This window comes from Microbispora cellulosiformans, assembly GCF_008728085.1.
Classification (GTDB): Bacteria; Actinomycetota; Actinomycetes; order Streptosporangiales; family Streptosporangiaceae; genus Microbispora; species Microbispora amethystogenes.
Window position 1 is genome coordinate 16,594 of record NZ_VYTZ01000027.1, and the last position, 18,557, is coordinate 35,150.

General features: G+C 71.5%; 17 protein-coding genes and 1 rRNA gene. 9 read left to right on the top strand and 9 right to left on the bottom strand.

What is annotated here, in order from left to right; translation table 11 throughout:
• Window positions 1-11 precede the first annotated feature (11 nt).
• Window positions 12-1,736 (bottom strand): PucR family transcriptional regulator, encoded by a 1,725-nt coding sequence (locus tag F5972_RS36325; protein WP_225312219.1) that lies wholly within the window; start codon window positions 1,734-1,736, stop codon window positions 12-14.
• 110 nt (window positions 1,737-1,846) lie between these two features.
• Between F5972_RS36325 and gabT the strand changes: the two genes are divergently transcribed.
• Both gabT and F5972_RS36335 read left to right on the top strand, forming a co-directional pair.
• On the top strand, window positions 1,847-3,196 hold the full coding sequence (gene gabT, locus F5972_RS36330; protein WP_150940628.1) for a 4-aminobutyrate--2-oxoglutarate transaminase: 1,350 nt from the start codon (window positions 1,847-1,849) through the stop codon (window positions 3,194-3,196).
• Between the two features lie 170 nt (window positions 3,197-3,366).
• Window positions 3,367-3,615, top strand: coding sequence for a hypothetical protein (locus F5972_RS36335; RefSeq protein ID WP_111699306.1), 249 nt, complete (start codon window positions 3,367-3,369; stop codon window positions 3,613-3,615).
• 4 nt (window positions 3,616-3,619) lie between these two features.
• Here the strand turns inward: F5972_RS36335 and F5972_RS36340 are convergent, their stop codons facing one another.
• The 3 genes from F5972_RS36340 to F5972_RS36350 all read right to left on the bottom strand — a co-directional run bounded on the left by F5972_RS36340 (window position 3,620) and on the right by F5972_RS36350 (window position 6,674).
• Window positions 3,620-4,948 (bottom strand): FAD-binding oxidoreductase, encoded by a 1,329-nt coding sequence (locus F5972_RS36340; protein WP_150940630.1) that lies wholly within the window; start codon window positions 4,946-4,948, stop codon window positions 3,620-3,622.
• A 224-nt stretch (window positions 4,949-5,172) separates the two neighbouring features.
• A complete protein-coding gene (locus F5972_RS36345; protein WP_150940632.1) occupies window positions 5,173-5,457 on the bottom strand; it encodes a hypothetical protein in 285 nt (94 codons plus the stop codon).
• 29 nt (window positions 5,458-5,486) lie between these two features.
• On the bottom strand, window positions 5,487-6,674 hold the full coding sequence (locus tag F5972_RS36350; RefSeq protein WP_191910499.1) for an extracellular solute-binding protein: 1,188 nt from the start codon (window positions 6,672-6,674) through the stop codon (window positions 5,487-5,489).
• A gap of 166 nt (window positions 6,675-6,840) precedes the next feature.
• On the opposite strand from F5972_RS36350, the gene F5972_RS36360 reads away from it, so the two are divergent.
• A complete protein-coding gene (locus F5972_RS36360) occupies window positions 6,841-7,233 on the top strand; it encodes a hypothetical protein (protein WP_150940635.1) in 393 nt (130 codons plus the stop codon).
• A 217-nt stretch (window positions 7,234-7,450) separates the two neighbouring features.
• Window positions 7,451-7,918 carry a hypothetical protein gene (locus F5972_RS36365; RefSeq protein ID WP_150940637.1) on the top strand — a complete coding sequence of 156 codons (468 nt, stop codon included), beginning with the start codon at window positions 7,451-7,453 and terminating at the stop codon, window positions 7,916-7,918.
• Between the two features lie 131 nt (window positions 7,919-8,049).
• Here the strand turns inward: F5972_RS36365 and F5972_RS36370 are convergent, their stop codons facing one another.
• The 3 genes from F5972_RS36370 to F5972_RS36380 all read right to left on the bottom strand — a co-directional run bounded on the left by F5972_RS36370 (window position 8,050) and on the right by F5972_RS36380 (window position 12,362).
• Complete coding sequence (locus tag F5972_RS36370) at window positions 8,050-9,543, bottom strand: CoA-acylating methylmalonate-semialdehyde dehydrogenase (protein ID WP_150940640.1); 1,494 nt, start codon at window positions 9,541-9,543, stop codon at window positions 8,050-8,052.
• Entirely contained in the window at window positions 9,530-10,825 is a 1,296-nt protein-coding gene (locus F5972_RS36375) for an aspartate aminotransferase family protein (RefSeq protein WP_150940641.1), read from the bottom strand. The genes F5972_RS36370 and F5972_RS36375 overlap by 14 nt, the downstream gene beginning before the upstream one ends.
• A gap of 67 nt (window positions 10,826-10,892) precedes the next feature.
• Window positions 10,893-12,362 (bottom strand): MFS transporter, encoded by a 1,470-nt coding sequence (locus tag F5972_RS36380; protein WP_150940643.1) that lies wholly within the window; start codon window positions 12,360-12,362, stop codon window positions 10,893-10,895.
• Window positions 12,363-12,445: 83 nt separating this feature from the next.
• Between F5972_RS36380 and F5972_RS36385 the strand changes: the two genes are divergently transcribed.
• From F5972_RS36385 to F5972_RS36400, 4 genes are all read left to right on the top strand, one after another.
• Window positions 12,446-13,165: a TetR/AcrR family transcriptional regulator C-terminal domain-containing protein gene (locus F5972_RS36385; protein ID WP_150940645.1), complete on the top strand. Its 720-nt coding sequence runs from the start codon at window positions 12,446-12,448 to the stop codon at window positions 13,163-13,165.
• 68 nt (window positions 13,166-13,233) lie between these two features.
• Window positions 13,234-14,889: a PucR family transcriptional regulator gene (locus tag F5972_RS36390; RefSeq protein ID WP_150940647.1), complete on the top strand. Its 1,656-nt coding sequence runs from the start codon at window positions 13,234-13,236 to the stop codon at window positions 14,887-14,889.
• A gap of 158 nt (window positions 14,890-15,047) precedes the next feature.
• On the top strand, window positions 15,048-15,263 hold the full coding sequence (locus F5972_RS36395; protein ID WP_150940649.1) for a hypothetical protein: 216 nt from the start codon (window positions 15,048-15,050) through the stop codon (window positions 15,261-15,263).
• 168 nt (window positions 15,264-15,431) lie between these two features.
• Window positions 15,432-16,901, top strand: coding sequence for a phosphodiester glycosidase family protein (locus F5972_RS36400; protein WP_150940650.1), 1,470 nt, complete (start codon window positions 15,432-15,434; stop codon window positions 16,899-16,901).
• Window positions 16,902-16,916: 15 nt separating this feature from the next.
• Here F5972_RS36400 and F5972_RS36405 read toward each other — a convergent pair whose 3' ends face one another.
• Window positions 16,917-17,807: a phenylalanine 4-monooxygenase gene (locus F5972_RS36405; RefSeq protein ID WP_150940652.1), complete on the bottom strand. Its 891-nt coding sequence runs from the start codon at window positions 17,805-17,807 to the stop codon at window positions 16,917-16,919.
• Window positions 17,808-17,938: 131 nt separating this feature from the next.
• Here F5972_RS36405 and F5972_RS36410 point away from each other — a divergent pair, with 131 nt between their 5' ends.
• Window positions 17,939-18,412, top strand: coding sequence for an Lrp/AsnC family transcriptional regulator (locus F5972_RS36410; protein WP_150940654.1), 474 nt, complete (start codon window positions 17,939-17,941; stop codon window positions 18,410-18,412).
• A gap of 65 nt (window positions 18,413-18,477) precedes the next feature.
• Here the strand turns inward: F5972_RS36410 and rrf are convergent.
• Window positions 18,478-18,557 (bottom strand): 5S ribosomal RNA (gene rrf, locus F5972_RS36415); the annotation flags it as partial.

The following is an 18,557-nucleotide window of genomic DNA, read 5'->3' on the forward strand; positions in this document are numbered from 1 at the left end:
CCGTCGCACGGTCACACGCACAGCGCGATCCAGAGTTCGGCGCGTACGGCGGGGTCGTCGAGGTTTCGCCCGAGCAACTCGCTCACCCGCTTCATGCGGTAGCGCAGCGTGTGCCGGTGCACGCCGAGACGCTGCGCGGCGGCGTCCCAGTGCCCGTTGCTGGCCAGATAGGCACGCAGCGACTCGACGAGGTCGGCGCGGGAGCCGTACTCGCGGAGCGGCGCGAGAATCGCGGCGGCGAACGACGCCGCGGCGTCCGGATCCAGCAGCGACAGCAGTCCCTGACCCGCGAGTTCGGTGAAGCGCGCCACCGGTGCGGCCGAGGCGAGTGCCCGCCGGGCCTGGTCCAGCCCGACGGCGAGGTCCAGCCGGGGCCCGCCGCCCGCGAGAACGCCGCCCGCGGCGTCGGCTCCCTCGCCGGCCGGGCCTGGTTCCGCGCCGTGTCCCAAGGAGCCGTGTCCCAAGGAGCCGTGTCCCGAGGACAGGTCCACTCCGGGCGCGCCGACGCCGACCCGGCCGTACCGCACGGCCAGCGCGACGACCTCCTCCGCGTACGCGTCCGGAGCCGCCACGACGAGCAGGCCCTCCCAGGGAGCGGTGAGGCAGGCGGGCGCCGCGCCGCCCAGCGCCTCGGTCAGCGCGTCCGGGTCGGAGGTCTGGCAGACCAGGACCGTGACCGGCTCGGCGGGCAGCCGCATGCCGAGGGCCGCCAGCGTGCGCGCCGCGGCGCCGGTCTCCCCGGCCAGCAGCAGCCGCAGCACCGCGGCGCGCACCTGCGCCGCGGCGGCGCGCTGCTCCCTGCCCTGTTCCAGCGCGAGCGTCAGCAGGGACCCGGCCGCGTTGACGACCGTGTGCGCGATGGGCGAGAACGGCCGCGGGGAACCCACGGCGAAGAACCCCCGGCGGCCCAGCGGCTGGACGACGACGTGCTCGTGCGGGGTGGCCAGCGCGAGGCTCGCCGGGGACGGCGCGCTCCGCAGCCGGGCGATCTCGGGCTCCAGCGACCGGGCCGTCTCCCGCGCCCAGTCCTCCACCGGGCCGTCCTGCGCCGCTGTGTTGGCCTGTGGTCCCCGCGGCTCCGCCTGTGGCCCCCGGGGGGCGGCCCCGTGCTCTCCGGCGTGACGCGCCGTCGCTTCGTCCTCCCCGGCCCCGCGTGCGCCGGGTCCGTACGCACCGGATGCCTGGCGGCCGGTCGCGTCCGCGGCGTGCCGGACCGCGCCGGAGGGGTCGAGCAGCAGCGCCCAGCCGCCGATCTCCCTGGCCAGCCGGTCCACCACCGCCACCGGTCCCCGGCGCCGAAGGGCCGCCCGGGTCAGCCTGCCCTGCGCGGCGAAGGCGCGGCTGATCTCCTCGTACTGCTCCCCCGCCAGCAGGTCGCTGACGGCCTTGCCGATCGCGATGAACGGGGTGTCTCTCGGCACCTCGACCAGCGGCAGCCCGGCGGACTCGGCCGCGTCGGCGAACTCCGGCGGGACGACGTCGTGGCTCAGCCCCACACCGAACCCCAGCCCCGCGACGCCCCGTGCCACGAGCCGGGAGACGTACGGGCCGGCGTCGGCGCCGGACAGGCGCATGCCGGTGGTGAGCACGAGTTCCCCGCCCTCAAGGAACGGGGTGGGGTCCTCCAGCTCGCTCACGGCGACCCATCGCACCGGGCGGTCGAGTTCGCTCCTCCCGGCGAGAACCTCCAGGTGGAGCGGTACGATCGCCGTGACCCGGCGCAGCGTGGGTGCCACGGCCCCCTCTCCCCCGATTCGCCGGCTTGTGCGGACCGGCTAAAAGTGCGCCTACATTCTGACATAGCGGCATATCGGCAGGTGGTAGTGGTAGCCGTAGCGTCTCAGATATGAGCACTGCGACCACGCACGGCGGCCCGCAGCTCCCCCAGGAGCGCCGCCTCGTCACCGAGATCCCCGGCCCGCGGTCCCGCGAGCTGTTCGCGCGCAAGCAGTCGGCCGTGCCTCCGGGCATCGGCACCACGCTGCCCGTCTTCGTGACCCACGCGGGCGGCGGCGTGATCGTCGACGCGGACGGCAACTCCCTGATCGACTTCGGCTCCGGCATCGCCGTGACCAACGTCGGCAACGCCGCCCCCCGGGTCGTCGAGCGCGTACAGAAGCAGGTCGCCGACTTCACCCACACCTGCTTCATGGTCGCGCCGTACGAGTCGTACGTGGCGGTCTGCGAGAAGCTCAACGACCTGACCCCCGGCGACCACGAGAAGCGCACGTTCCTGGTGAACAGCGGCGCGGAGGCCGTCGAGAACGCGGTCAAGGTCGCCAGGCACGCCACCGGGCGGCAGGCGGTCGTCGTGTTCGACCACGGCTACCACGGTCGCACGCTGCTCACGATGTCGCTGACGGCCAAGAGCATGCCGTACAAGCACGGATTCGGCCCGTTCGCGCCTGAGGTGTACCGGGTGCCGCTCGCCTACCCGTTCCGCTGGCCCACCGGGCCGGAGAACTGCGCCGAGGAGGCCGCGGCGCAGGCGATCGACATGATCAACAAGCAGGTCGGCGCGGAGAACGTCGCGGCGGTGCTCATCGAGCCGATCGCGGGCGAGGGCGGGTTCATCGAGCCGGCCCGCGGGTTCCTGCCGAAGATCGTGGAGTACTGCCGGGCCAACGGCATCGTCTTCATCGCCGACGAGGTCCAGACGGGCTTCGCCCGGACCGGCCACTTGTTCGCCTGCGAGGACGAGGGGATCGTCCCGGACATCATCTGCACCGCCAAGGGCATCGCCGGCGGTCTCCCGCTGGCGGCCGTGACCGGCAGGGCCGACCTGCTCGACCACGTCCACACGGGCGGGCTCGGCGGCACGTACGGCGGCAACCCCCTCGCCTGCGAGGCGGCCCTGGGCGTGCTGGAGACCATCGAGGAGGAGAAGCTCGTCGAGCGGGCCCGGCACATCGGCGAGATCATGCTTCCCCGTCTCCGGGCCCTCCAGGAGCGCAACCCGATCATCGGCGACGTGCGCGGGCGCGGAGCGATGATCGCGATCGAACTCGTGGTGCCGGGGACCAAGGAGCCCCACCCGGCCGGCGAGATCGCGCGCAGGTGCCATGAGCAGGGGCTTCTCGCGCTGACCGCCGGAACCTACGGCAACGTGCTGCGCTTCCTGCCGCCGCTGGTCATCCCCGACCACCTGCTGGAGGAGGGCCTGTCCATCCTGGAGAAGGCCCTCAACATCGATTAGACCGTTTCAAACGGATCAAAAGGGGCACCCGTTATCTTCCAGGGTGTCCCTTTTGATGTCGTACGGCTTGCGTTATGCCGCGATTTAACCATCGCTTGGCCCGACTCGCGCCGATCACGAAGGGTAACCGCGTTATAACGGTTCCGATAGGCGATCGAGGGGGGACTTTGATGAGCTGGAACCCGAACGGCGCCGAGCGGCTCATGCTGACGTTCGACCCTGCCGGTCTGACCACCACGCAGCGCGACGGCGACGCCTGTGTCGTCTGCCACAAGAAGTGGCCCCGCCCCCGGGTCAAGGTGGGCATGCTGCCCGACAACGCCCCCGTCCACGCCTGCGACGACTGCGCCGAGGCCCTGCTGCCCGCGCCCGAGGGAAAGGTGCCGCTGCCCCGCCGCTCCCGCGCGGCCATGTCCTGACGCGTCAGCGGCTCCCTTCCGGCCCGACGTTGATGTTCTGGTCGAACAGGTTCGCGGGGTCGTACAGGCGCTTGACGGCGGTGAGCCGATCGTAGGTGCCGGCCGGGTAGACGGCGGCCACGTCGTCCTTCGACGGCTCGCTCAGGAAGTTGCCGTACGCCCCGCCGGTGTGGGGAGCGAGGCCACGCCACAGGGCTTCGAGCTTCTCCCGGACCGGCGCGCGCTCCGCCTGGCCGCCCAGCACGACCGTGGTCAGCAGGACATCGGCGTCCCGGTGGGCGAAGGCGGTGGCGCCGGCCGGCACGCGGCCCATCGCCCCGCCGAGGGCCCGCAACTCCACCACCGTCATCGGGATGTCGCCCGCACGCGACACGAGCGTGTCGATCAGCTCGTCGGTGCAGGACCGGGCGAACCGGTTGTGCAGCACCGCGTGCCAGGCCGGCCGCGGTCCCGGCGGGGTCTCCACCAGCAGGTCCGCGTACGGCTTGATCTCGACGTCCACGCTGAGGGCGTCGCCGAGCCGGGTCAGCGGCTCCACCGCGTCGTGGTCGCCGCCGGCCTGGCAGGCGGTGATCACGACCGTGGGCGGGACGTCGTCGCCGGACGCGGGAGACAGGTGCGCGGTGGACGTGAGCTCGTCACCCGCCACCCGCATGACATCGCGCCAGCCCCTGAGCACCCGAGCCGCCTGGCTCGCCGGATAGACGACCCGGGCGAAGGTCACCTCCCGCTCGCGCGTGGCGGCGACCTCGAACGTGGTCACCACGCCGAAGTTGCCACCGCCGCCCCGGATCGCCCAGAACAGGTCGGGGTGCTCCGTCGCGCTCGCCCGGACGATCCGGCCGTCGGCGGTCACCACTTCGGCGGCGACGAGATGGTCCAGGGCCAGGCCGTGCTTGCGCACCATCCACCCGATGCCGCCGCCGAGCATCAGTCCGCCGACACCCACCGCCGCGGTGTCTCCCGAGGAGACGGCCAGGCCGTACGGCGCGAGCGCGCGGGCCACCTCGCCCCACCGCGCGCCGGCGCCGATCCGCACGATGTCGTCCAGGCCGCCGAACACCTCCACCCCGTTGATGGGCGCCAGGTCGATCACCACGCCGCCGTCGTTGGTGGCGAACCCCGCCCCGTGGTGCCCGCCGCTGCGCACCGACAGCGTCAGGCCCTCCTCCGCCGCGAACCTGACGGCCTGCGCGACCTCCTCCGCGGCGCGGCAGCGCACGATGTACGCGGGGCTGCCGGTGCCGCCGGAGGTCCGGCACAGGGTCTCGTACGCCTCGTCGCCGGGCCGCACGATCTCGCCGGTGAGGGAGGGAGCATATGCGAGCGTCATCGTCGTGTCCTTTTCGTCTCGGTGGGACCGCCATGGGCGGCACTCACTGAGGAGCCGGAGCGGAGCTCGCGCCCCCGACATCCACACGCTGATTCTTTCTTCCGCCACCGACAAAACCGGGGCCCCGCAAAGCCTCCGCCCGGATCACCGAACCAGGCACCCCGACCCCGCCACCCCCGTCACCCACACGAGCCGGCGCCCCCGCCGCACCCGGACGGGGGAGACTACGCGAGCAGTTTCGTCATGGCGACGACCGCCAGCAGGGCGGTGAGCCCGCACAGTATCCACGCCGCCCAGGACCGGCGAAAGATCAGGAGAGCGGCGAAATCAAGCAGGAGCCCGAAAACGGCGAACAGCGACATTCCCAGGCCCTCGTCGTCCGGACGCCCAGGAGTGACCCTGTGGTCGATACTCGCACCGAAGACCAACAGCGTCAGCAGCGTGCCCGACCCATACGCGCAAGAGAAGAAGAAGAGGTAGTACCAGAAGTACGGAGACCTTGAGGTCATCGAACACGTCTTCCTGCCATGGGGCGACGTCAGGGCACGATGCGGGACCAGTGGCCGACCCACTTGTCGTATGCCTCGGGGCGCACCGCGAAGTAGACGTCCTTGAACGCGCCCGGTTCTCCGACCTCGTAGTCGGCGCAGATCCGGCGGGCCGCGCCGGTGCAGGCCTCGGGGTTGGCCGGGGCGAGGCCCATCCAGGCCGACACCTTCCGCTGCACGTCGGCCGAGGCGGTGAAGTCGAGCCACTTGTACGCGCAGGAGGGGTGGGGGGCCTGCGCCGACAGCATCCAGGCGTCGGCCCAGCCGGTCACCGGCCGGTCCCCCGCCACTTTGACGGGCTTGTGCCCGTGGCTGAGCACGTCCGCGTGGTACGGCGTGGCCTGCGCGAGCCGTACGGACCCCGTCGCGAAGGCCTGGACGACCTGGATGGGGTCACGCCAGTAGAGACGGCTGCCCGCGTCGCCCGCGCGGAACAGGTCGGCGGCGGCGTCGAGCTGGTCGTCGGTGAGGTCGAACGGGTCCTCGATGTCCGCGCCGCGCGCCTTGAGCACCAGCGCGGCGTCCGCCAGCGACAGCGGGCGGTCGCGGAGCAGCACCGGCCCCTTGTCCTCGAACAACGACTCCGGCCCGGCCGAACGGACCTTGCCGGAGTCGTAGAGGACCTCGTTGGTCGCCCAGACGTACGGCACGCCGTACACCTGCTCGCCCCGGGTCACCGACGGCAGCGTGCGCAGCCGCTTGGGGATCTTGTCGTAGCCGGTGAGCAGCGCGGTGTTCAGCGGTGCTGCCCTGCCCTCCGCCATCAGCCTGCCGCCCACCTCCGGCGTCGCGGAGACCACGTCGAACGACGACGGCGCGAAGTCGCCCGGCTTCTCCTCCTGGCGGGGGTCGTAGAACCGGAGGCTGACCTTGCAGCCCGTCTCCTTCTCGAACGTGCCGACCCACTTCACCTTGGGATCGACGCCGCCCCACTCGGCGTACCCGTCGAGCGCGACCACGCTGACCGTTCCCTCGCCCGGCCCGAGCGAGGCCGCGGGTGTCGGCGTGGGTGTGGCGGCCGGTGCGGACGGGCCGGGGCCGGTGGAGGCCGTCGTCGACGCGGCCGCCTCCGAGGCGCCCGGCGTGACCGTCTCCGTCCCCGGCGCGGAACGGCTGCCGCAGGCGGCGAGCAGCGCGGCGGACGCCACCGCCACCACGGCCACATGTGTACGGCGCACGCACGACCCCCAGGGAAGAGACGGACGTCCCGAGCCTACTGGCCCGGCACCCCGGAGGCGGCCCGGGGAACGGCCCGCGCCCGCGCGGGCCGCGGGCGACGGCGGCGCGCCACGCCGCGTACCATCGCCCGCATAAGGCCGCTCAATCGCCCGCGTCGGACGCGCGATGCGACGCGGCATACTGATCGCCGCCGTCGTGGTCGCGGCCGTCGTGACGACCTTTTTCTTCCTCCAGGACTACCGACCGTCCCCTCGGGCCAAAGCGCGGGAGACACCCACCGGCTCCCCTACGCCCTCGGCCGGGAGATCCGCCCGCGTCCCCACCCTGACCATCCGATGCGACCTGTCCCGGTGTCCGGTCTTCGTCCGTGAACCGGGCGGCGAGGTGCTCATCGACCGGGACCTATCGAAGAACGAGAGCAAGAGTTTCTTCTCCAAAGAACTCGACGTCGTACTCGACGACGCCAGCGCCGTGACGGTCACCGAGAACGGGAAAAGGCGCGAACTGGCTCACCACGGAGAACGGCAGGCGTTCTCCGTACGGCGAACCGGCCCGTGAGTCCGGCGGCGCGTGTCACGCGCTCAGGGCGGACGTACGACTCCGGTTCTGTGCGCATAACGAAGGAGGCTCGGATTCCGGCGGTTTCTCGCGTCGATGAATCTGTCGTCTTACGGTCTTTGGGGAAAGACGCGGAATCCAGCCGGGGCGCCGGAGGGCACGTCGCGCGCGCTTCCGCTCGTACGGACTGTCGGCGCGGTGAGGGAAGTGGTGGAACGTGACCAGATGGACAGCCGCTCTGTCGGCTGCCGCGACGGCGGCGATCACACTGACCGCCGCTCTTCCGGCGGTGGCCGCCGCACCGCTTCAGCGGGCGACGGGACAGGCGCACAGCGCGCGCGGCAAGGCGGTCAACCTCCGGCTGACGGAGAAGATCCGGCACAAGCTCGCCGACGCCTTCTACAAGAAGTACTACGGGCCATACCACCCCGGCACCCGGAACAGGGTCGACGGACCGGAGCAGGTCTACTACGGGAAGATAAGGGGAGCCACCGCCGCGAAGGACGTGTACTGGGCCGTCGGCTCCATCGGCGTCAAGGGCGACCCGATCAGCTACCAGGACGGCCCGCATGTGTGGCGCAAACGCGGTCACCACGGCTGGGAGTACCGCGGCGACACCGGCGGCTGCCTCGCCAAGGTCCCGAAGGCGTTGCTGAAGATATGGCATCTGCCCGAGTGCCTGTGACGCGGCCGTGGACACCGCCCCTGGAGTGATCGGCGGCGTGCGGCCCTTCCGCTTTGACTCTCCGAAAGACGCGGAACCTCGTCCGGTCCGGCGGACGCGCCGCCGGACCGGGCACGGCCGGCCGGGCGGTCTCAGCCGTTGGTGGGGAATCCCAGGTTCACGCCGCCGTGGGAGGGGTCGAGCCACCGGGAGGTGACGACCTTGCCCCGCGTGTAGAAGTGGACCCCCTCGGTGCCGTGCACGTGGGTGTCGCCGAACAGCGAGGCCTTCCAGCCGCCGAAGCTGTAGAACGCCATCGGCACCGGGATCGGCACGTTGATGCCGACCATGCCGACCTCGACCTCGTTCTGGAAGCGCCGGGCCGCGCCGCCGTCGTTGGTGAAGATCGCCGTGCCGTTGCCGTACTCGCCGGTGTTGATCAGCTCCAGGCCCTCCTCGTACGAGCGGACCCGCACGATCGACAGCACCGGGCCGAAGATCTCCTCGCGGTGGACGCGGGAGTTCGGCGGCACGTGGTCGAGCACGGTGGGGCCCAGCCAGAAGCCGTCGCCCCGGCCGCCCCGCACCGGCGTCTCCCGGCCGTCGACCACGAGCTTGGCCCCCTCCTCGACGCCGAGATCGAGGTACGACTCCACCTTGTCGCGGTGCGCCGCGGTGACCAGCGGGCCCATCTGCGACTCGGGGTCGTCGCCCGGGCCGACGGTCAGGTCGCGCACCCGCGACACGATCTTCTCGACCAGGTCGTCGCCGACCGGGTCGACGGCGAGCACCACGGAGATCGCCATGCATCGCTCCCCCGCCGAGCCGAAGCCCGCCGAGACGGCCGAGTCGGCGACCAGGTCGAGGTCGGCGTCGGGCAGCACGAGCATGTGGTTCTTCGCGCCGCCGAGGGCCTGCACCCGCTTGCCGTGGGCCGTCCCGGTCTCGTAGACGTACCGGGCGATCGGCGTGGAACCGACGAACGACACCGCCCGTACGGCCGGGTGCTCCAGCAGCCGGTCGACCGCGACCTTGTCGCCCTGGACGACGTTGAACACTCCGTCCGGCAGCCCCGCCCGCTGCCACAGCTCGGCGATGAGCAGCGACGCCGAGGGGTCGCGCTCGGACGGCTTGAGCACGAACGTGTTCCCGCAGGCGATGGCCACCGGGAACATCCACATCGGCACCATCGCCGGGAAGTTGAACGGCGTGATCCCCGCGACCACCCCGAGCGGCTGACGGATCGAGTAGGAGTCGACGCGGGTCGAGACGTTCTCCGAGTAGCCGCCCTTGAGCAGGTGGGGAATGCCGCAGGCGAACTCCACGACCTCCAGGCCGCGGGCCACCTCGCCCAGCGCGTCGGAGTGGACCTTGCCGTGCTCGGCGGTGATCAGCGCGGCCAGATCGTCGCGGTGCGCGTCCATCAGCTCGCGGAACCGGAACAGCACCTGCGTGCGCTTGACCAGTGAGGCGTCCCGCCAGGCGGGGAAGGCGCGCGCGGCCGCCTCCACGGCCGCGTCGACCTCGCCGGCCGAGGCGAGCGACACCCGGCCGCTCACCTCGCCCGTCGCCGGATCGAACAGCTCGGCCGTACGGGCGCCCTCGCCCGTACGAGCGCCCCCGATCCAGTGGTTAACGTGCTTCATCGTCGACGGTCTCCAGAGCGGTGACGAGGATGCCGAGGCCCTCGCGGGCCTCGTCCTCGGTGAGGGTGAGCGGCGGGGCCATGCGCAGCGTGCTCCCATACAGGCCGCCCTTGCCGGCGAGCAGGCCGAGCTTCTTGGTCTCCTCCATGAAGCGGGCGGCCAGCGCGGGGGCAGGTGCTCCGGTGGCGGGGTCGACCAGGTCGACGGCGAACATCAGGCCGCGGCCCCTGACGTCGCCCACGACGGGCAGCCGCCCGGCCGCCTCGCGCAGCCCGGAGATCAGGATGTCCCCGGTACGCGCCGCGTTGGCCTGCAGATCGTGGTCGAGCACGTAGTCGAGCGTCGCGTTGGCCGCCGCCATCGAGATCGGGTTGCCGCCGAAGGTCGACAGGCCGATGGCGTGCGGGCCGTCCATGAGGTCGCCGCGCGCCACGATGCCGCCGACGGCGAAGCCGTTGCCGAGCCCCTTGGCGAAGGTCATCATGTCCGGCGTCACGCCGTGGTTCTGGATGCCGAAGAACGCCGAGCCCGTACGGCCCCAACCCGTCTGCACCTCGTCGCTGACGAACAGGATGCCCTCCTCGTCGAGGACCTCCTTGTACGCGGCGAACAGCCCGTCGGGGGCCGCGGTGAAGCCGCCCACGCCCTGGATGGGCTCGGCGATCAGCGCGGCGACGTTCCCGGTGACGGCGGTGGCGAGCACGTGGCGCAGGTCGTCCACGCAGGCGGCGATGTAGTCGGCGTCGGACATGCCGCGGAACTGCGTGAGGTGGCGGTCGGCGCCGTGCAGGAAGTGCACGTTGAGCGGCGACAGCGAGTTGTTCTTCCAGGCGCGGTTGGAGGTGACGCTGATCGCGCCGAACGACCGGCCGTGGTAGCTCTGCCGCATCGCGAGCACCTGGTCGGTCCCCCGGGCGTAGGTGGCCAGCAGCAGGGCCGTCTCGTTGGCCTCGGTGCCGGAGTTGGTGAAGAAGACCTTGGCGTCCGGGATGCCCGACAGGCGGGCGATCTTCTCGGCCAGCTCGACCTGGGTGCGGAGGAGGTACAGCGTCGAGGTGTGCACGACCCCGGTGGCGAGCTGGCGCTCGACGGCCTCCCGCACCTCGGGCACGTCGTACCCGATCATGTTGGTCAGGATCCCGGCGAAGAAGTCGAGGTAGCTCTTCCCGTCCGCGTCGACGACCCGGTTGCCCTTGCCGCCGACGATCTCGATGGGCTCGTTGTAGTAGAGGGCCATCCAGTTGGGCATGACCGCGCGATGGCGCGCGAGAAGGTCCGACATGTTCTGAGTATCCCGGCTGACGGGCGGAGGCTCACCCGTCAGCCTGTCGGGACAATCCGGCTTCCTCTTACACAGTGGCGGACGTCACCGGCTCCGCGCCGGCGGTGGGAGCGGCGGCCCTGCGGCGCAGGACCAGCAGCGCGACCAGGGCCGCCGCGAGCGAGCAGCCCGCCCCGACCCACGAGCCCGCCGACATCGCCGACACGAACGCCGCACGCCCGGCGGCGGCCATCGAGGGATCGCCCGACGTCACGGCGGCGCCGATCGACTCGCGCGCCGCCGTCGGGGCCGACGCGGGCATGGCCGAGGTGTACGCCGCGGCGAGCACGCTGCCGAGCACCGCCACGCTCAGCGCCATGCCGACCTGCTGCACCGTGTCGTTGAGCGCCGAGCCGACCCCGGCGTGGTCGGGCGGCACCGCGCCCATCAACGTGGCGTACGCCGCCGGGCCGGCCAGTCCTCCGCCGACCCCCATGACCATCAGGCTGGCGATCATCGTGCCGTACCCGTCGGTGAGCGTGGACAGCAGCGCGAAGCCGGCGGCCATCACGACCAGGCCCACGACGATGAGCGTCCGGTTGCTCACCTTCTTGCCGAGCGCCGCGCCGAGGCCGTTGAAGAGCGCCGCCGCCACGACGTACGGCAGCAGCGCGAAGCCGGCGGTCAGCGGGTCGTAGCCGAGGACGAACTGCAGATACTGCGTGAGCGCCAGCATCAGCGCCCCCGCCCCGAACGACAGCAGCACGACGGAGAAGCACGCGCCGCTGAACGAGCGGTCGCGGAACAGGCCGAGCGGCAGCATGGGGTGCTGGGTGCGGCGCTCCCACAGCACGAACGCCGCCAGGGCGAGCACCGAGACCGCGACGACCACCGGGTTGAGGTGGCCGCCCGGCGCCGAGATGACGGCCCAGACGAGACCGCCCATGCCCGTGACAGACAGGATCACGCCGAGCGGGTCCGCCCGCCGCGCCACGCCGTACGTCTCGGGCATGAGCGTGACGGCGGCGGCGATCGCCAGGATCGCGATCGGCACGTTGAGCAGGAAGACCGATCCCCAGTAGTAGTGCCGGAGCAGGAACCCGCCGAGCGTGGGACCGGCGACGACGCCGACCATGGCGACCGAGCTCCACACCGCGATGGCCTTGCGCCGCTCGCTCTCGTCGAAGACGGTGATCAGGATCGACAGGGTGGACGGCATGACGCACGAGCCACCGACGCCCATGAGCGCGCGGGCCCCGACGAGCTGCCAGGGCTCGGTGGCCAGGGTGGCGGCGAGCGAGGCCCCGCCGAAGAACGCCAGGCCGATCACCAGCATCCGCCGCCTGCCGAACCGGTCGGACAGGCTGCCCGCGGTGAGCAGCAGCCCGGCGAAGACCAGGACGTACGCGTCGATGATCCACTGCACGTCCTGCGGGGTGGCGCCGAGGTCGCGCATGAGCGACGGGATCGCGAGGTTGAGCACGGTGTTGTCCACGACCAGAGTCAGCAGGCTCAGGCAGAGGACCCCGAGGATCCACCATCGGCGGGGATGGGACATGTACGTCTCCTCGTACAGTGTGCGAGTTGTCTCGCACACTGTACGGCGAGATCGAACACCGTGCGAGCGAATATCGTGGGGGCGTGTCACCGAAGCCGTTCACCTCCGTCTGGACCCGTGAGCGCAGGGGAACGCGCGAGCAGGGCCTCAGCCGCGACCAGATCGTCCGCGCGGCCGTGGAACTGCTCGACGCCGAGGGCCTCGACGCGCTCAGTATGCGCAAACTGGGCGCGCGCCTGGGCGCGGGGGCGACCAGCCTCTACTGGCACGTGGCGAACAAGGACGAGCTGATCGAGCTGGTCATGGACGAGGTCTACGCCGCCGTCGTGCTGCCCGAGGACGCCGACTGGCGGGAGACCACGAGAGTCTTCGCGTACGGCATGCGGGGGGCGGTCTTCGCCCACCCCTGGAGCGCCGGCCTGATCGGGGTGGTCCCCGCGCTCGGGCCGAACGCGCTCACGGCGGCCGACCGGCTGATGGGCGCGTTCGTCCGCGCGGGTTTCCAGGGCGTCGACGTGGACTACGCCTGCACGGCCGTCGTGTCGTACACGCTGGGCGCGACGATTCCCGAGGTCGCATTCCTCGGCACGGTGGAGAGTTCCGGCCGGAGCATCGCGGACCTGCAGGCCGCGGTCGACCCGATCATGATGAAGGCGGTGGCCGACCGGCCCAACCTGCTGAAGCGCTACCGCGACTACAACGCCATGGAGGTCGACCCCCTCGTCGCCCGCCGGCTCGCCTTCGAGTTCGGGCTGACCGCCCTGCTCGACGGACTGGACCGGCGCAGGACGGGCGACTCCTGACACCGGACCCGGCACACTGTCATGTTTCGGCGGGTCGCCCTTACAAGATGATCAGGTAGCCTCGGACCATGCTCCCCACGGTCGCCGACGTGCTCGCCCTGGACACGGTGCGGCGCGGCAAGCCCCGGGTGGTGGCGGGCGGCGACCGGCTCGACACCCGGGTCCGCTGGGTGCACGTCGGCGAGGTCCACGACATCGCGCATCTGCTGCGCGGCGGCGAGCTCGTCCTCACGACCGGGGTGGCGCTGCCGGACGAACCCGGCAGCCTGGCCGACTACATCGGCGAACTGGCCGAGGTGGGCGCCTCGGGACTGGTCGTGGAGCTCGGCCGCCGGTTCGTCCGCGAGCTGCCGAGGGCGGTGGTCAGGGCCGCGGAGGAACACGGGCTGCCGCTCGTCACGCTGGCCCGCGAGACGCCCTTCGTGCAGATCACCGAGTCGGTGCACGCGCGGATCATCGACAGCCAGCTCCAGGAGTTGCGGGCCTCCGAGCAGCTGCACGAGGTCTTCACCGAGCTGTCCGTCGAGGGCGCCTCCCCAGGGGAGGTGCTGAACCAGGTCGTCCGGTTCTCCGGCCGCCCGGCGCTGCTCGAGAACCTCGCCCACCAGGTGCTGGCCTGCGACGCCGCCGGCGGCGACACCGGCACCGTGCTGGCCAACTGGGAGGCCAGGTCGCGCGCGGTCATGCCGTCCGGGCGGACCGCCTACGACGCCGCCGCCGGATGGCTGGTGACCATGGTCGGGGCCCGGGGCCAGGACTGGGGACGGCTCATCCTGCTGTGCGACGGCCCGCCCGGCCCCCGCGACATCGTGCTCGCCGAACGCGCGGCGACCACCCTCGCGCTCGGCCGCCTGCTGGAGCGGCACCAGGAGTCCCTGGAGCGGCAGGCGCACGGCACCATACTCACCGGCATCCTCACCCACGCCTACGCCGACCCCGACGAGGCCGCCGCGCGGGCCCGCGCCGTCGGCGTCCCGCTCACCGGCCGCAGGCTGGTGAGCGCCGTCATCCGCCTGCCCTCCACGGCCGGCCCGGTCCCGGCCGGCACAGTCGCGGCGGGCGCGGTCCCGGCCGGCACCGCGCTGGGCGAGCAGGCCAGGCTCGGCGAACTGGCCGAGGCCGGCGCCGCCGCGTGCCGCGAGGCCAAGCTGCCCGCGCTGGTGGGAGCGCTCGACCAGAGCAGCGTGGGGGTGCTGCTGCCGCTGCCGCCCCGTACGGCCGCCGAGACGGCGCTCGGCGCGCTGGCCGAGCGCCTGCGGGCCGGGTTCGTCACCCCGTTCGTGCTCGCCGCCGGCTCCGTCGTGGAATCGATCAAGGACGTACGGCGCAGCTTCCTGGAGGCCGAGCAGGTCGCCGAGGTCGCGGTGCGCCGGCCCGACGGACGGCCGTTCTACCGCCTGCCCGATCTGCGGCTGCGCGGGCTGCTGCACCTGCTGCGGGACGACGCGCGGCTCCAGACCTTCGCCGAACGCGAACTCGGCGCCCTGCTCGCCCACGACGCGCAGCGGCACGGCGACCTGACCCGCATCCTGCGCGTCTACCTCGACTCGGGCCGCAACAAGGCGGTGGCCGCCCAGAAGGCCCACCTCTCCCGGCCCGCCTTCTATGACCGGCTGCGGCGGCTGGAGCGCGTCCTCGACATCGACCTCGACGACGTCGAGTCGTGCCTGTCGCTGCACGTCGCACTGCTGGCCCTGGAGACCTTCCGCCGCGAGAGCGGCTGAGCGCGATCGGCCGCCACCGGCCCGGGCGGACGACCACTCATGGCGATGTCATAACCGGAACGTAGGTATGTCGACCCCGGTGTAAGACTTCCTACCCGCTACCCTTCGCACACTCGCGATCACGCACCGAATCGTGCTTATCTCGAAGCGTGCCCACGATGAACGAACCCCGAATCAGCCCGGCCGTGGTGGTACGGGCCCTGTCCGCGCGTTTCCCCGGCTGGACCATCTGGTGGGGCCAGGCCACCACCCACTACTGGGGCATGTTCCGTCGCCCCGACGGACTGCTCGTCCACATCGAGGCCCGCTCCGCGCAGGAGTTCGTCCAGCGGGCCCGGGAGATGGACGCCCGCGCCTCCCGCGATCCCGCATAAGCCGCCGAGTGCGCAGTTTGTACGTTTATGCTCCCCTAATCCGGTTTTTGCGCGTGCCACCGACGGTGGCACGTCGCAATTTGATGCCCTTTGGCGCGTTCGCCTCCACAAGGGGTGTCAGTCTCGCCACGATGGTCCCGCAAGGATCACCAATGGGGAGTAAACCGCATGAGACGCCGCCTGATCGCCGGGGCCGCAGCACTGGCCCTGACGACGACCACCCTTACGGCCCCGGCAGCCGCCGAACCCGTCGCCGGCCTGCCGACGACGAGCTTTCCGCTCGGCGCGCCCGGGATACCGAAGTCGGCGGCCAAGAGCCTCGGACCCGGCATCAGCTACTTCACACTCCGGCACGGCTCCGCGAAGGACGGTTACACGGTCAGCGTCGTCGTGGCGGGCAAGGACTTCATGTCCGAGTCCAACGCGCAGGCCCAGGCGGACGCCGTACAGGTGGCGGGGTTCACTCCCACGGTGGTGAAGTTCACCCGGCCGGCCGTGGCCGACTTCCCCGCCGGCGACTACTACATGGTCCGCGTCGGCGGCTGGCCGCTCAGCCAGAAGGCCGAGGCCGCCAAGGTCGTCAAGCAGCTCAAGGACGCCGGCGTGAGCGCGAAGGTGGACTTCCAGGGCGACGACGGCTTCGTCACCACCGGCCCCTGGAGCGTACGGGTGATCGTGGTCGATCCCCGCACCTTCCGCGGCTCCTACCGGTCCTCGGTGGGCACAAGCGTCGCCAAGCGGGAGAAGGTCTCGGCGATGGCCACCGCCGCGAAGGCCGTGGCGGCGGTGAACGGCGGCTTCTTCGACATCCACACCCTCCCCGCCTTCCGTGGCGACCCCACCGGCATCTCGGTCGTGGGCGGGAAACTGCTCAGTGAGGCGGTCCCCGGCCGGGTCGGCCTGGTCCTGAAGGGCCGTACGGCCCGGGTCACCGAGTTGTCCTCCTCGGTGGTCGCCCGCGCGGCCGACGGGACGACCGTCCAGGTGGCCGGCCTCAACCGGGTGCCGCAGCCGGACGAGGTGGTCCTCTACACCGAGGAGCTCGGGCGGGAGACCCCGAAGGACGACGGCGTCGAGGCGGTCCTCGACGCGACCGGCAAGGTACTGGCCGTCCGCGACACGGGCGGCAAGGTCACCCGTGGGATGCGGGTGCTGCACGGCGTAGGAGCGGGCGCCGACTGGCTGTCGGAGCACGTGACCGAGGGCACGACGGTCAGGATCACGACCCGGGTCACCGACCTGCGCACGAAGAGGGCCGTCCCGCTGACGCCGGAGACCAACATCATCGGCGGCGCCGTGGGCCTGGTCCGCGGGGGCCGGACGACGATCACCCCCGGCCGGGACGGCATGGCCAACACCAACATGATCCTGCGCCGCCACCCCCGGACGCTCGCCGGCGTCACCCGGAACGGCAAGCTCGTCATCGCGGTCGTGGACGGCCGCGACCCCGGCGGCACGATCGGCGCGTCGTTCTTCGAGGCGGCCGAGCTCATGCGCTGGCTCGGGGCGCGTGACGCGATCAACCTGGACGGCGGCGGGTCCAGCGCCATGGTCATCGGCAAGAAGGTGGTCAACCACCCGTCCGACGGCGTGGAGCGGGGAGTCGGCGACGCCCTGCTGATCGTCCCCGCGCCCTGAGCGGGAGACGAGCCCCTACGGCCGGCGCCCGGACAGGAGACGGGTGACGGCGTCGTCGTCGCAGGTGTCCCAGAACGTCCCGACGGTGTCTTCGAGGTGGTCGAACGAGGCCGCCTCGAAGAGCACCTCCTGATACTTGGTGATGTCGTACTTGGTGGTGCCCATCACGGCGAGGTCGAGCGGGCGGATGTCCATCCCGCGGAACTCCTCGATCTCGCCGTACGAGCTGAGGATCCCCGCGCCGTACGCCCTGAGCTCGCCGTCCTCCCGCATGACGCCGAACTCCAGCGTGAACCAGAACACCTTGGAGACGAACTCCAGTGCCTCGGTGGTCTCCATCCGCCGCGCCGCCCGCCCGGCGGCCCGGTACAGCTCGGCGAACCGGGGCGAGGCCAGAGTGTTGGCGTGGCCGATCACCTCGTGGATGATGTCCGGCTCCGGCGTGTAGAAGGGCACCGAGTGGTGCCTGATGTACTGCGTGGAGTGGAAGAGGCCATCGGCCAGCACGCCGTAGAACTCACGGAGCGGCACCAGCCCGGCGGCGGGCAGGTAGCGGAATCCGGTGAGCGGATGGAGCAGGTCGCTGACCTCCTGAAGCTGCGGGATGCGGTGCTCGGGCAGCCCGAGCCGCTCCGCCCCGCGGAGGAACTCGCGCACCGCGTACTTGTGGTGCTTGACCGCCAGTTCCTTGCTGACGAGCGCCCACACGTGGTGCTCCTCGTCGGTGTACTCGGCGACGGGAATCGGGTCGCCGGGCGTGTGACCGAGCGCCAGCGCCGCGATCGCGTTACGCCGCTCCCGGTAGACCAGGTCCGCGAACCCCGGGTGGCTGGTGGCCAGCTCGACGACGACGGAACCGTCATCCCTCGTCGCCACCGGAGCGAAATACTGCGCTTCCTCGAACATACTTCTATATGACAGCAAGTCGCCCTACAGGTGGCAAGAGTGACCAGTCGCAGTGGGCGAATCGCACAAATCTGATCGTTTCTGCTTGATCACACTGGTCGATTCGCCCGCTCCGGGCGTAGCCTCGGCACATGCTCGACGCGCTCGACAGCCGGCTGCTGACCACCATGCGAGCCCATCCCCGCATCGGGCTCACCGAACTGGCCCGCCTGCTCGGCGTGGCCCGGGGCACCGTGCAGGCACGCGTGGAGAAGCTGACCGCGCGCGGAGTGATCACGGACTTCGGCCCCGCCATCGCCACCGAGGAGATCGGTTATCCCATCCTCGCCTTCGCCTCGCTGCAGATCGCGCAGGGCCGGCTGACGGAGGCGGTGGAGACGCTGGCCGAGATCCCGGAGATCCTCGAGGTGCACGGCACGAGCGGCCAGGCAGATCTGCTGTGCCGGGTGGTCGCCCACAGCACGCCGCATCTACAGGAGATCATCGCCCGGATCCTGGCCTCCCCGGCGGTCCGGCGGACGGACACGACGATCGCCCTGTCGACCCAGATCCCCTATCGCGTCGAGCCTCTGCTGAAGGCCGCGGTCACGCCGGCCGCACCGTGACGGCCCACGTTTGGGCACAAAAAAAAGGGGGCCATCCCGACCGGGATGGCCCCCCTCAAAAAATTGTCCGGCGGCGTCCTACTCTCCCACACCGTCCCCGGTGCAGTACCATCGGCGCTGGCGGGCTTAACTTCCGGGTTCGGAA